Annotated in this window: 14 protein-coding genes; 2 read left to right on the top strand and 12 right to left on the bottom strand. The window is 71.8% G+C overall.

All coding sequences use genetic code 11. The features are described from left to right. Positions 1-14 precede the first annotated feature (14 nt). The 9 genes from AB0A63_RS17240 to AB0A63_RS17280 form a co-directional block, all read right to left on the bottom strand. Complete coding sequence (locus AB0A63_RS17240; RefSeq protein WP_360391739.1) at positions 15-1,175, bottom strand: MFS transporter; 1,161 nt, start codon at positions 1,173-1,175, stop codon at positions 15-17. Further along, positions 1,172-1,297, bottom strand: coding sequence for a hypothetical protein (locus AB0A63_RS17245; protein ID WP_360391742.1), 126 nt, complete (start codon positions 1,295-1,297; stop codon positions 1,172-1,174). Before AB0A63_RS17245 ends, AB0A63_RS17240 begins: the two co-directional genes overlap by 4 nt. A 48-nt stretch (positions 1,298-1,345) precedes the next feature. Continuing rightward, positions 1,346-2,146: a GNAT family N-acetyltransferase gene (locus tag AB0A63_RS17250; RefSeq protein WP_360391745.1), complete on the bottom strand. Its 801-nt coding sequence runs from the start codon at positions 2,144-2,146 to the stop codon at positions 1,346-1,348. Continuing rightward, positions 2,139-3,260, bottom strand: coding sequence for a low temperature requirement protein A (locus AB0A63_RS17255; protein ID WP_360391748.1), 1,122 nt, complete (start codon positions 3,258-3,260; stop codon positions 2,139-2,141). Before AB0A63_RS17255 ends, AB0A63_RS17250 begins: the two co-directional genes overlap by 8 nt. Beyond that, on the bottom strand, positions 3,257-4,288 hold the full coding sequence (locus AB0A63_RS17260; RefSeq protein ID WP_360391751.1) for an ABC transporter ATP-binding protein: 1,032 nt from the start codon (positions 4,286-4,288) through the stop codon (positions 3,257-3,259). Before AB0A63_RS17260 ends, AB0A63_RS17255 begins: the two co-directional genes overlap by 4 nt. A 2-nt stretch (positions 4,289-4,290) precedes the next feature. Then, positions 4,291-5,073, bottom strand: coding sequence for an ABC transporter permease subunit (locus tag AB0A63_RS17265; protein WP_360391754.1), 783 nt, complete (start codon positions 5,071-5,073; stop codon positions 4,291-4,293). Beyond that, positions 5,061-5,978, bottom strand: coding sequence for an ABC transporter permease (locus AB0A63_RS17270; RefSeq protein ID WP_360391757.1), 918 nt, complete (start codon positions 5,976-5,978; stop codon positions 5,061-5,063). Before AB0A63_RS17270 ends, AB0A63_RS17265 begins: the two co-directional genes overlap by 13 nt. Next, entirely contained in the window at positions 5,975-7,096 is a 1,122-nt protein-coding gene (locus tag AB0A63_RS17275) for an extracellular solute-binding protein (RefSeq protein WP_360391760.1), read from the bottom strand. Before AB0A63_RS17275 ends, AB0A63_RS17270 begins: the two co-directional genes overlap by 4 nt. A gap of 230 nt (positions 7,097-7,326) precedes the next feature. Further along, entirely contained in the window at positions 7,327-8,259 is a 933-nt protein-coding gene (locus AB0A63_RS17280) for a winged helix-turn-helix transcriptional regulator (protein WP_360391763.1), read from the bottom strand. A gap of 140 nt (positions 8,260-8,399) precedes the next feature. Here AB0A63_RS17280 and AB0A63_RS17285 point away from each other — a divergent pair, with 140 nt between their 5' ends. After that, positions 8,400-8,903, top strand: a complete 504-nt coding sequence (locus AB0A63_RS17285) for an RICIN domain-containing protein (protein WP_360391766.1) — start codon at positions 8,400-8,402, stop codon at positions 8,901-8,903. 58 nt (positions 8,904-8,961) lie between these two features. Here AB0A63_RS17285 and AB0A63_RS17290 read toward each other — a convergent pair whose 3' ends face one another. Beyond that, a complete protein-coding gene (locus AB0A63_RS17290) occupies positions 8,962-9,933 on the bottom strand; it encodes a hypothetical protein (RefSeq protein ID WP_360391769.1) in 972 nt (323 codons plus the stop codon). A 75-nt stretch (positions 9,934-10,008) separates the two neighbouring features. Continuing rightward, positions 10,009-10,569 (bottom strand): hypothetical protein, encoded by a 561-nt coding sequence (locus tag AB0A63_RS17295; protein ID WP_360391772.1) that lies wholly within the window; start codon positions 10,567-10,569, stop codon positions 10,009-10,011. Between the two features lie 143 nt (positions 10,570-10,712). On the opposite strand from AB0A63_RS17295, the gene AB0A63_RS17300 reads away from it, so the two are divergent. Beyond that, on the top strand, positions 10,713-13,640 hold the full coding sequence (locus tag AB0A63_RS17300; RefSeq protein ID WP_360391775.1) for a tetratricopeptide repeat protein: 2,928 nt from the start codon (positions 10,713-10,715) through the stop codon (positions 13,638-13,640). Here the strand turns inward: AB0A63_RS17300 and AB0A63_RS17305 are convergent. Continuing rightward, the gene (locus AB0A63_RS17305) at positions 13,631-14,788 is read right to left on the bottom strand and encodes a helix-turn-helix transcriptional regulator (RefSeq protein ID WP_360391778.1); all 1,158 of its coding nucleotides are present in this window, start codon (positions 14,786-14,788) and stop codon (positions 13,631-13,633) included. The two genes, AB0A63_RS17300 and AB0A63_RS17305, sit on opposite strands and share 10 nt — an antisense overlap. Positions 14,789-14,824: the final 36 nt, after the last annotated feature.

Raw genomic sequence — 14,824 nt, forward strand, 5'->3', positions numbered from 1 at the left:
GGTTCCCACCCAGATCAGCGCGGCTGCCGGCGTTCGGCAGCCGCGCTGATCGCTGTCAGGACCAGGGTGACGGTGACGCCACCGAGCACCGCCCACACCGGTGAGCCGGCGTCCAGCGCCCACGCGGCCACCACGGCGGTCAGGCCGTAGCCCGCGCCGGTCACCGCGTACATCATCGAGAACCCGGCCGCGTGCGCGCCGACCGGCAGCCGTTCGCGCAACGCGAGGCTCCGCGTCACGAGCACACCGGACTGGAACAACCCCGCCGCGAGCAGCGCGCCCGCGATGCCGGGCAGGTTCGGGAACAACGCCACCGCGCCCACGCAGGTCGCCGTGACGACGAGCAGCACCAGCCCCTGCGTGCGCAGCGATCCCGGCCACGGCCGCAACCCGTAGAGCACCGCCCCGAGCGCACTGCACGCCGCGAACCCGGTCAGCAGCGGGCCGGTCCAGCCGATGCCGATCCCCCGGTGCTCCAGCAACGCCGGCAGCACCAGCTCCGCGACCGCCAGCTGCGCCAGCGCCGCCGCGCTCACCAGGTAGATCGGCCACGCCGACGCCACCACGCGCACCTTCGCCGTGCCCGACCGGGACGTCACGTGCCCGCGCGGCAGGATGAACACCAGCCACGCCGCGACGACGATCAGGCTGACCGACACCACCACCGGCGCACGGCGGTCGACGCCCAGCGCCAGTGCCGTCACCAGTGCGGGCGCCACCGCCCACACCACCTGCGTGATCATGGCGTCGAAGCCCATCGCCTTGGGCACCAGCGCGTCCGGCACCAGCCCGAGCAGCATCGCGCGCAGCCCGCCCGGTGTCGTCGACGGCCCGGCGCCCGCGATGAACGCCGCGACCACCATGACGGTCACGTTGCCGGTCAGGGCGAGCGTCGTGAACGCGCCCGCGCCCACGAGCAGCCCGGCGCTGAGCTGCCCGCGCATCCGCGACGGGTCGAGCAGCAGGCCGAGCACCCCGGCGCCGAGGACCTCGCCGAGCACGTAGACGGCGGTCAGCGACGCCGCGAGGACGTAGCCGCCGGGCAGGTTCCTGGTCAGGAACACCATCATCAGCGGCGTCATCGACATCGGCAGCTTCGCCGCGACCGTGACGACGGCCGTGGTGAGCACGTCGCGGTTGGCGAGGTCGCGGTAGCCCGCGGCGGAGATCGTCACCGCGCGCCGCCCTGGCTGAGCGCCGCCCGCTCCGGCAGGCCCGGCACGTCGGGGGCATCGGCGCAGTCGGCGGCGGTGACGACTGCACGGGGTTCGCGGACACCGGTCATGGTGACGATCATTTCACCACCCGCGGCCGCGGGAGCGGTGCCCGCCGAAAGTCCGGCGCCTCAGCCCCGCAGGGCGAAGAAGTGAATCCGCGAGCCCGGCCGGAAACCGATCCGCGGGTACACCGGCGCACCGGCCTCGGTCGCGTGCAGGGTCGCGCGGGTGATCCCCGTGGCACGGGCGCCCTCGTACAACGCCTTCCTGGTCACGGCCTCGCCGTAGCCCCGGCGCTGCCACCCGGGCAGGGTCGCGACGAGCACGACGAACAGCCGTCCCTCGACCTCCACGCACGCCGCGCACGCCACCGCGACGCCGTCGTTCAGCGCCAGGTAGGCGTGGACGTCGTTCTTCCACAGCGCGGAGCCCGCGAGCCCGTCGCGGCCGTCCTCGGGCGCGAACCCGTAGGCCGCGGAGTTGATGTCCGCGTAGGTCAGCAGCTGGTCGTCGGTCCGCACGCGGGCGAACGTCAGCTCGGGGTGCACCGGCTCGGGGATCGAGGGCAGGTCCGCGGCCATGCCCGTTCCGGGGAAGGCGCGCTCCAGGCCCGCCCGCTGCGCCGCGGGGAGCAGGGCGGCGCGTGCGCCGTCGTCGAGCAGATCCTCGAAGAGCCACAGGAAACCCGGCCGCCGCTTCGAGCGCATGACCTCCGCTGCCGTGTGCAGCCGCTGGTCGAGCAGCCCGGCGGCCAGCCCCGGCTCGGTGAGCGTGACGGCGTTCCAGAACGGGAACCGGCTGTCGGCCCAGCGGACGGCGACACCGGGCAGGTCCCGCACGTCGGCCGCGGGGTCGCGGTCGAGCACCACGGGCCGCCAGCCCGCGGTCAGCTGCCGCACCGACTCGATCGAGTCCGCGAGATCAGTCATCGGAACCTGCCACCACCCTCGTCGCCACCACCAGCACCAGCGCGATCCCCGCCGTCACGTGGATCGGCGCCGGCCCGAACGTCGCCGCCAGCACCGCCACCGCACCGGCCGGCAGCAGGTACTTGCGGAGGCCGTCCTGACCGGGACAGTCCTGCACGTACCAGACGCACAGCAGGAACACCGCGAGCGGCACCGTGGTGAACGCCGCCACCGTCGTGCCCGGTGCGTGCGAGACGTGCAGATCGTAGTCGACGCTCGCGGCGAGACCGGCACCGAGCGCGGCGACCGAGCCGAGGACGAACAGGTGCGCGTACCCCCACAGGAACGCCCTGCGCAGGTCGAGCAGACGGGTCGGCGCCTCGAAGTACAGCCACCACACCGAGAACACGATGACCAGCGACGCCGCGGCCAGCGAGATCAGGTTGACGCCGCTGTCGAAGCCCTTCTGGAACGCGAGGGTCGCCGCCAGGATCGACTCGCCGAGCACGATCAGCGTGAACAGGCCGTGCCGCTCGGCGATGTGGTGCGGGTGCCAGGTCGTGGCCGACGCGCGTTCCGCCCAGGCCGGCACCACCAGCTCGCCGAGCATGAACAGCACCCACAGCGGGATCTGCAGGGCGGGCGGCGCGACGAGCACCCACAGCACCCAGAGCACCTGCATGAAGGTGATCCCGGCCGCGTACCGGAGGGTGCAGGCGCGGTGCTCCGGGTTGTCCCGCGACGCGCGCAGCCAGTGCGCGACCATCGCGAGGCGGATGACGACGTAGCCGCCGACGACGACCCGGTAGTCCTGGTGCTCGAAGACGGCCGGGATGCCCGAGGCGACCACGAGCACGCCAGCGATCTGGACCATCGTGATGATCCGGTAGAGCGTGTCGTCGTTGTCGAACGCGCTCGCGAACCAGGTGAAGTTGAGCCACGGCAGCCACAGCGCGAAGAACGCCATGCAGAACGCCACGACACCGGCACCGACGTGGTTCTCGGAGACGGCGTGGTGCAACGAGGCGGCGGCCTGGGCGACCGCCACCACGAAGCTCAGGTCGAACAACAGCTCCAACGGCGTCGCGACCCGGTGGGCCTCCGCCGTGTCGCGCGCGAGGAGCTTCCTGATCATCCGGGCACCACCATGATCCTCGACTCGGTGAGGTCCAGTGCGACCCGCGTGCCCGGCTGGTACGCGGAGGCGGTGTTGGAGGGCTGGTCGACGCGCAGCACCTGCTCACCGACCCTCACCGAGATCCGCGTGACCGGCCCGAGGAACGACTGGGTCAGCACGTCGCCCACGATCTTGCCACCGGTGTCGCCGGTCTGCTCGGACACCCCGATGTCCTCCGGGCGCACGATGACGCGCACGTCGCTGCCGGACGGCTGGTCGTGCGGCACGGGCACGGTGACGCCGTTGATCACGACGGTCTGGCCCTGCGCCTTGGCCTCCACCGAGTTCGTGACGCCGACGAACTGCGCCACGAACGCCGACGCGGGCTCGCGGTACACGACCGACGGCGTGTCGAGCTGCTCCAGCCGGCCGTGCGACATGACGCCGACGCGGTCGGAGACGGCGAGCGCCTCCTCCTGGTCGTGCGTGACGAACAGCGTCGTCATGCCGAGCTCGGTCTGGATGCGCCGGATCTCGTCACGCAGGTTCACGCGGACCTTGGCGTCCAGCGCGGACAACGGCTCGTCCAGCAGCAGCACGCGCGGCTGGATCGCGAGTGCCCGCGCCAGTGCGACCCGCTGCTGCTGACCACCCGACATCTGGTGCGGGTAGCGGCCGCCGAGGTGCGACAGGCCGACCAGCTCCAGCAGCTCACCGGTCCGCTTGGTGTCGCCCTTGCGCAGCTTCAGCCCGAACGCGACGTTCTGCGCGGCGGTCATGTTCGGGAAGAGGCTGTAGGCCTGGAACACCATGCCCATGTCCCGCTTGTTGGCCGGGACCTTCGTGACGTCCTTGCCGCCCACGGTGACCGTGCCGGAGTCGGCGGTCTCGAAACCCGCGACGATGCGCAGCGCCGTCGTCTTGCCGCAGCCCGACGGTCCGAGCAGCGAGACCAGCTCGCCCTCGGCCAGGTCGAGGTCGAGACCGGCCAGCGCCGTGTTGCCGCCGAAGGACTTCCGCAGCCCCTTCAGTTCCAGATGACCCATCTTCACTCCTCGACCACGGTCTGACGGCGCCGTTGGCCGACATAGGAAAGTGCGAACAGAAGGACGAACGCGAAGACCAGGCACAGCAGCGACACCGCGATGGACACGCCCGCGTTGCGCTTGCCGAGCAGGTTGACCTGCACCTGCAGCGTGTCGAAGTTCAGCAGCGACGCGATGGTGAACTCGCCGAGCACCAACGCGACGCTCAGCAGCGACGCGCCGATGAGCGCGACGCGGATGTTCGGCACGACGACCTTCCACAGCACCGTGAGCCACGACGCGCCCAGGCTGCGCGCGGCCTCCGACAGCGTCTTGAGGTCGATGGCGCTCAGACCGGCGTCGATCGCCCGGTAGGCGAACGGCAGCACCAGGACGGTGTACGCGAACGTGAGCGTCAGCGCCGAGTCGCCGAGGAAGTAGTTCACCCACGCGTACAGCGGCGCCATGCCGACCACGAGCACGATCGCGGGGATCGCGAGCGGCAGCAGGCAGAGGAACTCCACGAGCCGTTGCAGCTGCGGCAGCCGCAGCCGGATCCACGCCATCGTCGGCACCAGCAGCACGAGCATCAGCACCGCGGACGTGACCGACAGCAGCAGCGAGTTGCCCAGCGCCGCCATCAGGCCCTCGTCCTCGACGATCGACGTCCAGGAGCCGAGGCTGCGGGTGCCGCCGGCACCGCGGGTGGAGAACTCCGCCATCGCGATCAGCGGCAGGACGAAGTAGACGCCCAGGACCAGCAGGACGACCGTGCGCAGGACGCGCTGCCTGACTAGCGAACCCACTTGGCCACCCTCCGCTGCAGCAGCACGTTGACGCCCATGGCGATGCTGACCACGACGACCATGCCCAGGCCGAGGGCCTTGCCGAGGTTCTCCTGGCCGAGCACGACCTCGCCGGTGAGGAACCCGCGGATCTGCAGCGGCACGATCGGGCTGCCCTGCGACACGAGCGCGGCGGCCGTGGCGTAGGCGCTGAAGGCGTTGGCGAACAACAACAGCAGCGCGCCGAGGAACGGCGGGGTGAGGATCGGCCCGCCGACGTGCCGCCAGAACGTCCAGGTGGTGCCGCCGAGGCTCGCGTTGGCCTCCCGCCACTGCGGGCGCAGGCCCTCCAGGGCCGGCAGGAACACGATCACCATCAGCGGGATCTGGAAGAACGTGTAGACGAGCGTCAGACCGGGCAGCTCGAACAGCCACGCGCTGCCGGCGAACAGGTCGACGCCGGCGCTGTCGCGCAGGAACTTCGTGACCAGGCCCTCGAAGCCGATCGTCGCGAGGAACGCGAACGCCAGCGGCACGCCACCGAACTGGGCGAGCACACCGGACCCGGCCACGACGGTCCTGCGCAGCATCCCGTCGGGGTTGCCGACGGCGACCGCCCACGTGAGCAGGGCGCCGAAGATCGCGCCGATGACCGCGGTGAGCGCGGACAGCTCGATGCTGAGCACGAACGCGTCGAAGACGACACCGGTGAACAGGGTGGAGAGGTTGCCGAGCGTGAACGCGCCGTCCGAGTCCTGGAAGGCGCCGACCAGCACGAGCACCGTGGGGTAGACGAGGAACGTGCCGACGAACGCGAGGAACGGCACCACGACGAGCCAGGCGGCCGCAGACGGCCGACCGGCGGCCCCACCCTTCTGCCGGGTGGAACCGCCGGGCGTCGCCGCTACGGGAGCGACGGAGGTCATCCGATGGCCTGGGCCCAGGTCGCGGTCAGGACGGCCTTGGCCTTGTCGGCCTGCGCCTGCGTCTGGAACACCTGCTTGCCGTCGGTCTTCGGCAGCTTGTCCTTCGCCGCCTTGTCCGCCTTGTCCCCCATCTTGTCGAGGCGCACCGGCCGGGCCAGGCCCTGCAGGTACAGGTTCTGCCCCTCGTCGGAGTAGAGGAACTCCTGCCACAGGCGCGCGGCCGCCGGGTGCGGCGCGTCCTTGCTGATGGCCTGGTTGTAGTAGCCGCCGATCTGCGCCTCGGCGGGCACGACGACCTTCCAGTCGAGCTTGCCCTTGAGCTTGTCGGTCTGGGCGGCGTTGGTGTAGTCCCAGTCGATGACGACGGGCGTCTGACCGGACTCGATCGTGGCGGGCGACGGGTCGACCGGCTGGAAGTTCCCGGCTGCCTTGAGCTGCTTGAAGAACTCGACACCGGGCGCGATGTCGTCGGCGGACCCGCCGTTGCCCAGCGCGGCCATCACGACACCGGCGAACGCGGCACCGGCCTGCGTCGGGTTGCCGTTGAGCGCGACCTTGCCCTTGTACTCGGGCTTGAGCAGGTCCTTCACGCTCGCCGGCGCCGGCACCTTCGCGGCGTCGTAGCCGATCGACATGAAGCCGCCGTAGTCGCCGTAGTAGGCGCCGTCCGCGTCCTTGAGCTCGGCGGGGATGTCGTCCCAGGTGCTGACCTTGTAGGGCGCGAACAGGTCCTTGTTGGCCAGCGCCACGTTCAGCCCGAGGTCGAACACGTCGGGCGCCCGGTCGGTGCCCTTGAGCTGCTTGGCGGCGTTGATCTCCTCCTGGCTGGAGGCGTCCGGCTGGTCCGACTTGACCTCGATGCCGTACTTCGCCTTGAACGCCTCGATGACCTTGCCGTAGTTCGCCCAGTCCGGGGGCAGCGCGATGACGTTGAGCTTGCCCTCCTTCTTGGCCGCCTCGACCAGCTTGTCCATGCCGCCGAGCTCACTCGCCGACTTCGCGGTTCCGGCAGCACCGGCCGGCGTCTCCTTGGCGGGCGGGGCGCCACAGGCAGCCACCGCCAGCACCACCGCGCCGACGCCGATCAACTTCGTCGTGACGTTCCGTCGCTTCAGCACGAGCGGAGGATTCGCGCGGGATGCTTTCGTTGTCAAGCCAGCCGCGCCGGTTGAGACCTTCTCGACTCCTGCGGTGAATTCTCGGAGGCGCGCGGGTGCCGTACCGGGAAACCGGTCCGGCACCGTCGCTTGTAGACGAACCCGGGCCCTGCCCGGCCGGCCGGCCGCCGACGACCCCGGGAGGGCCGTCTCAACTGGAGCCGCAGGCGGAACGGCGAGGTGGGCGGACGTCACCCGATCTCCAGCCCCAGCGGCGTCGGCACGTGCCGCACGGTGTTGCGGTGCCGGTGGCTCGTGATCAGCCCGGCGTCGCGCAGCACCCCGGCGTGCTCGCTGGCCCGTCCCGGCGAGATCCCCAGCGCCGCCGCGATCTGGCTGGTCGTGCTCGACGGGTTGTGCGTGATCGTCCGCAGCACCGCGGTCCGCGTCCGGCCGAGCAGCGGGGTCAGTGCCGGCGTCCGCTCGCTGGCCTCGATCAACGGCATCGGCACGCGCGCCGGGTAGACGACCACCCGCGGTTGTCCGGGCATGGCGCTGCCCAGCAGGGTCGAGCCGAGCCGGAACGCCGTCGGCAGGAGCACCACCCCCTCCCCGCCCAGGTCGATCGCCAGCTCCCGCGCGTGCGGGACCTCCAGCACGTCACCGTGCCACCGCGCCGCCGGAAAGACGCTCTCCAGCGCCGCGCCGAGTCCGGCGGTCATCAGCACCTCCCTGCGGTGCGCCACGTCCGTGTGCCACGCCGCCCGCACCCGCTGGTGGTCGAGCACCGGCCGGGCGCTGCGCAACGCCCGTTCCAGCACGGCCTGCGCCGAGCGGTCGCCCGAGGCCAGGCCGCGCGTCCACGCCGAGCCGGGGCGGCCCACCGCGGCCAGCGACTCGCGCACGTACGCCGGTGGCGAGGCCAGCACCCGGTCGACGGCGGTGTCGAAGTCGTGGTCGAGCGCCCACAGGTACTCGACGGCGCCCGCGTCGGACACGAGCTCCAGCAGCGGCAGCGCCTCCCGCGGCAGCGCCCTCCGGGTCCGGGCGACCCACGGCCCCAGCAGGCCGCGGCCGTTCCCGCACAGCGCACCGGCCGCCAGCGACAGCTCCACCAGCGGCGCCGGGGCGGGCAGGAACCGCGTGCGCAGCAGATCCTCGGCCGTGAACCGGATCCTCAGCACGCGCGCGAGTGCAGCACACACCACCGGGCGTTGTCCTGTGCTTTTCCGACTTTCCGCCCTGCCGGAAGGTCCGTGCCGTGCCGCGGCGAGCACGCCAACCTCGGTGGTGTCCGCAAGAACACCCAAGGGGAGAAACCGAATTGCGCAGGATCACCTTGTTGCTCGCCACCGTCGTCGCGCTCTGCACCGGGTTCGCGACCTCGGCCTCGGCCGGCACGATCTTCTTCCAGCTCAAGGTCCAGCACACGCTGAAGTGCCTGCAGGTCAGCGGCGGCACCACCGCCGTGCAGTCGACGTGCGGGGGCTTCCAGCAGCAGAACCAGATCTTCGTGCTGGACCCGCTGCCCAACGGCAACCACCGGATCAGGAACGTCTCCACGAACAGGTGCCTCGACATCCGCGGCGCCAACCCGGCCACCGGCGCCGACGTCATCGAGTTCACCTGCACCGCCGGGGCGAAGCACCAGGAGTGGGGGTTCGGCTTCGACGGGGCCGGCCACTACGAGGTCGTGTCGGCGCTCAACCAGAAGTGCCTCGACGTCGACACGTTCGGCGGTGGCACGAACAACGGGGCCCGCGTGCAGATGTGGGACTGCCTGGACAACCCCGCGCTCAACCAGCGCTGGAACCTCCAGTCGATCTGACCCGGCGGGTCGGGGACCGTTTCCCGGACGGGAGACGGCCCCCGGCCCGGCCGGGCCGCTACTGCCGCATCAGACCGACCGCGTCCCGGGCGTGGAACACGGCCGGTGAGCCGGCCGGGGCCTCCTGGTACGAGCCGCGCCGTTCCCACCGCACGCCGTAGATCAGGCCCGGCAGGAGCCGCCGGAACCGCAGGTGCACCTCGCCCGCGGCGTCCACCGGGAACGGCTGCCCTGCCGGGTCGCGGCGGTAGGCGCCGTCGAAGCGCTGTACCTGCGGCTTGTGGTCGGGGCCGAAGCGCACCCGCAGGTCGAACTGCTCGCACGGGCGTTCCGGCACGTGCAGCAGCTCGGGCAGCAGCGACTCGCGGTCGAGCGGGTAGCGCAGCGCGAACTCGAAGGTCTCGCCGCGCGGCAACGGCTCGGCGGGCACCACCGTGAACCCGGGCCGGGCGTGGGTGACGACGCCGTGGTCCTGCAGCGTGCCGCCGTAGAGGAGCCGGGTGTCGCGGCGCGGCACCGCGAACAGCGCGGTGAACTCGACCTCGTCGACGTGCTCGGCGTCGATCACGAGCCGGTGCCGTTCGACGACCTCGGGCCTGCCGTGGTCGAGGACCACCGACACGTTCAGCTCCGCGAGGTGCCAGCCCCCGGTCTCGCGGCGCGTGGTCGTGGCGGCGAGCTCGGCCAGCTGCTCGACGGCCTCGTCGACGCGGCGGCGCACGGTGCGCGCGTCGCGGTCGACCTCGGCGGCCACCCAGACGACCCGGTCCTGGTACAGCGGCAGGCGGGTCTCCGGGGTCAGCGCGAACGCCGCGCGCGCGGCGAGCTGCAGGTCGTCCGGCAGCTGCTCGACCAGCTCGGTCAGCCGCGTGATCAGCTTCTGCCGCGCGGCCAGCGGCCCGTCCGAGCGGGTGATGCCGCACGCGGCGCGCAGCGTCGGCCCGATCTTCTCGTCGATCCCTCCCGCGTGCACACCACGCCCCTTGCGCACCCTCTTCAGCTCGCGGACCAGGTTCTTGTGCGTCGTCACCGTTCGCCCTCCCCTTCGTGTGCGGCGCAGCGTGCGACGGGGGCGTGGACGGGAAGTGGACACACCGTGGATTGATCAGTGGTGTTCTGGACGCAGCACCGACGCGGCGAGCGCGATGCCCAGCCGGACGCCGTCGCGGGCGAGGAAGACGCGTGAGACGCCGATGCGGTCCAGTGCGGGCACGTCGACGGCACCGACCCCGAAGACGATCATCTCGGGGCCGTTGTCCGAGGTGGTGAGGCCGGAGAGCGGTGTCTCCCAGACCGCGTCGGTGGCCCGTCCGTCCGAGATGAAGAACAGCACGGGACGCCGGACTCGGATCTGTTGCGCTTTCAGCACCGTCACGTCACGGTCGATGGTGGTGCGCATGAGGGTGAACGTCGCGCCGAAGTCCGTTCCGGATTCCTGGCGGGGGCGAATGATCTCCATGCCCTCCAGCGCGGGTCTCAGCGGCTGCACGACGCACGGGCTCCGCGCGAACGCCACCACGCACACGCGGACCTGCGTGAGGCCCAGGCCCTCCGCGTGCACGGCACCGCGGAACTCGCGCAGCCCGGCGTTGACCTCGTCGAGGTGGTCGGTCATCGAGAACGACACGTCGCAGACCACGTAACACGGCAGCACTTCGGACACCATGCGTCTCCCCCAAGTCACTTCACGTGACCCCAGCTTTCCGCTCCCGTGTAGACCAAAAGTGGAAAGAATGCTGATTCGCGACACACCAAAGGGCCCTTGTGCGACATCCATGCCAGAAGTGAAGCTGGCTCGAAGGAGGCGGAGTGGAATTCCGGATGCTGGGTCCGCTGGAGGCGTGGCAGGACGGCGCGCCGGTACCACTGGGGGACCTCCAGCAGCGCTACGTCCTCGTGGTCCTGCTCCTCAACGCGAACAGGCCGATGACGCCGGAGCGGATCACCGAGATCGTCTGGCCGGACCAGCCCGAGCGCAAGAACCTGGTCCGCGGGTACGTGAACAAGCTGCGCAAGGCGTTCGCCGAGGCCGGTGCCTACGACGTCGTGATCGAGACGACGCCCACCGGGTACGTGCTGCGCGTCGCCGAGGAGAAGATCGACACCGTCCGGTTCGACCGGCTGCGCGACCAGGCCGCGCGGGCGGTGCACGACAACGACGGGCGCCGTGCCGTCGACCTGCTGCGGGAGGCCGTGGCGCTGTGGCGCGGCCGGTTCATCGAGGACATCGACATCGACCGGGTCGGTGGCGCCGACGTCGTCTTCTCCGACGAGGGCCACCACGACGCGATCGGTGACCTGGCCGAGCAGGAGCTGGTGATCGGCGACCACCGCTCGGCGCGCGACCGGATGCGCCGCGCCGTGCGTTCCCGCCCTGACCACCAGAAGTACGCCGAGCTGCTGATGCGCGCGCTGATCGCGGGCGGCGACCAGGTCGGTGCGATCAAGGTGTTCGAGGCGGCCGGTGAGGCGCTGGCGCAGGCCGGGTTCGAACCGGGTCCGCTGCTGCGCAACCTCGCCGAACGGGCCCGCCGCGGCGAACCGGTGAGCTCGCTGCCCTCCCGTCCCGGCCGGTTCACCGGGCGCGCGGCGGAGCTGGCCGCGGTCGAACGGGCCGCGGCGGGAACGGGCGAGCGGCGCGCGGTGTGGGTCAGCGGCGCTCCCGGCGTCGGCAAGACGGGACTGGCGGTCGAGGCCGCGCACCGGCTCAAGCGCCGGTTCCCCGACGGTCAGCTGCAGGTGCGCCTGAACGGGTTCACGCCCGGTGTGGCCCCGACGTCGGTCTCCGACGCGCTGACCCAGCTGCTGACCGAGCTGGGCGTGCCACCCGAGCAGATCCCGGACACCGTGAACCGCAAGGCCACCCTCTACCAGACGCGTCTCTACGGCACGAAGACGTTGGTGGTGCTCGACAACGCTGTCTCGGCCGAGCAGGTGCGGCCGCTGCTGCCCGAGGCCGAGGGCTGCTTCGCGATCGTGACGAGCCGGCAGATGGGCGAGCCGGACATCAGCGCCCACGTCCGGCTGTCCCCGTTGCCGCCGGACGACGCCTTTTCCCTGTTCACCGCGCTCATCGACCCGTTCCGCGTGCAGGGCCGCTCCGCCGACGTGGCGGGGCTGGTCAAGCGCTGCGGCTACCTGCCGATGCCGATCAACGTGGCCGCGGCGCTGTTCCGCAGGCACGACCGGTGGTCGCTCGACCACCTCCTGGGCCTGATCGACGAGAGCGGCCCGTGGCAGGAGGACGGCACCGCGGCGGTCCGCGCGTCGTTCCGCCAGCTCGACGCCGCCCAGCAGGAGGCGTTCCGGCTCTTCGGGCAGCTGCCGGGACCGGACGTCGACCTGAGGGGTGCGGCCGCGCTGCTGGGCCGCGACATCGCTGTCACCCGCGAGCTGCTCGACGACCTGCACGAGGTGTGCCTGCTGGAGGAGGTCGCGCCCGACCGCTACCAGATGCTCGACGTGCTGAAGGAGTACGCCTCCGCCGACCCGCCCGCGACGGGACCGGAGGCGTTGCTGCGGCTGCTCGACTTCTACGTCGTCACGCTCGCGTCGGCGGTGGGCACCGCGTACCCGTTCGACCAGGCCGGTCGGCCGTCGGTGGACCGCACGAGCCCGTACGCGCTGGAGTTCGGGAGCGAGGAGACCGCGCTGGCGTGGGTGACCACCGAGCGCGACAACCTGGTGGCCGCGGTGCACCACGCGAGCCGCACCGGGCTGGCGGGGCACGCGTGGCGGGTCGCCGTGCTGGTGTGGCGGCGGTTCGCGTCGGCCAACCGGTTCCACGACTGGATCGAGGCCACGGAGCTGGCGCGGGAGGCGGTGGGCACCGACCGGTACGGCCGGGCCCACGTGCTGCTGCGGCTCGCCTCCACGCACGACCGGCTGGGCCACCACGCGCAGGCGCTGGAGCTGGCCACGAAGGCGCTGCCGCTGTGGACCGAGCTGCCCGACGTGCGGGGCGAGGCCGCGACGCTCGCCACGATGGCGATCTGCACCATGCAGCTCGGCGACCACGAGAAGGCGACCGGGCAGTTCGAGACCGCATTGCGCAAGTACGAGCAGTGCGACGACCTGCGCGGCCAGGCGCACATGCTGAGCCACCTCGGTTACCTCGACGAGCAGCACGGCGAGTTCGAGACGGCGTTGCGCCGGCACGAGGCCGCCGTCCGCATCCAGCGCTCGATCGGCAACCGGCGCGGTCTCGCCCACGCGTTGAACAACCTCGGCGCGAGCCGCCAGCACCTCGGCGGGCTCGACGACGCGATCCCCGAGCACGTCGAGGCCTACGAGATCGCCTCCGAGCTCGGCGACTCGGTGCTGGCCGCCTACGCGTTGACGAACATCGCCGACGCGCACCGGCTCGCGGGCCGCCTCACCGAGGCGGTGCGCCACCACGAGCTCGCCACGTCCCACGCGTCCGAGGTCGTCGACGCGGACCTGCGGGCCCGCCTGTTCCGCGACCGCGGCCTCGTGGCGCAGGACGGCCGCGACCACCTGGCGGCGCTGCGGCTGTTCCAGTCCTCACTGGACGTCGCCGACGCCACCGGCAACCCGACACACCGCTCGCACGCGGAGGCCGGCATCGCCCGCGCCCTGCACGCGCTGGGCCGGCACCGGGAGGCCGCGGCGCACTGGGACGTGGCGGAGGAGGTGTACGCGGCGCTCGACCAGCCGGAGGTGCGGGAGGTGCGGGCCCAGCGCGCGGACATGACGTGCGCCTGCGGTCAGCGGTGAACCAGCCGCTTGAGGTCCGGGTACACCGCGCGCACGGCATCGTGGTTGTGCCAGCGCCCCAGCGTCCGCGCGAGCTGCCGCAGGTCGGTCCTGATCGTCGCCGAGTCCACGGCCTCGGCGTCGGTCAGCGTCGCGGCCAGCGTGCGGCAGCCCTCGTCCACCTCGCCCGCCAACGCGTGGGCGAGCGACCGCCGGGCCCCGAACCGCGTCCTGGACCGCCGTGACTGCGCCGGGATCAGCTCGATCTGCCGGTCCAGCAGCTCCGCGGCCTCGGCGTTGCGCCCCAGGTCCACCAACGACCAGCCGCGCGCCAGCTCCAGCGGGTCCGGCACGCTCGACCCGAGCACCGGGTACGGCCGGTCGTCGCGTGGTGCGTCCTGCATCAGCTCGGCCGCGCGTTCGAACGCGCTTTCGGCCGCATAACGGTCTCCCGCCAACGCGTGGCCTTGCGCCTCACGGCGTGCGGCCAGCGCGAGTGTGCGCGCTCCGGCCCGTCCGATCCACTGCGCCTGCTGGGCGAGGTTGATCGTGGTGGCCGCCTCCTGCCGGTAGAGCGCGAGCCCCGCCTCCCGCACGAACGCGTAGCAGGCGATCTCCGGGTCACCGGCCGCGCGGGACAGCTCGGAGGCGTGCCGCGTCCACCACAGCGCGTTCTGCTCGTCGCCCGCCTCCTGGCTCATCCAGCCGGTGTACTCGGCGATCCGCGCGGCCAGCCGCTGCAACGCGACGCTGCCGTCCCTGCGCGCGGTGGCGTCGACCTTGTACTGCAGCTCCTTCAACGGTTCCAGGAGCATCGTCGGACTCGTCCGCAGCCCGAGGCCCTGCAGGTGCTCGAACCGGTCGCGGATCCGCACCGCGAGGTCGGGCCCCTGCCCGGTGCCGGTGAGCGCCCCGACGCCGAGCATCGTGCCCGCCACCAGCAGCTGGCGCCGCGTCGGCTGCGGCCGGGTGGCGGCGGCGACCAGCTCCCCGCCGGTGCCGAGCGCGCTGTCGCACAGCCGGGCGAACGCGGTGTTCGGCGGTTTCAGCCCATTCTCGATCTTGCTGAGATATCCCTTGCTGTAGTGCACCAGCTTTGCCAGCTGCCCCATCGACAATCCTGCGGCGAGACGTCGTTCCCGCAACAGCTCACCAAAGTTCTCCGCCACGACTGCCTCCCGCTCAGACGTTCCCCGAGTACAACA

Source organism: Lentzea sp. NPDC042327, from assembly GCF_040647275.1.
GTDB lineage: Bacteria > Actinomycetota > Actinomycetes > Mycobacteriales > Pseudonocardiaceae > Lentzea.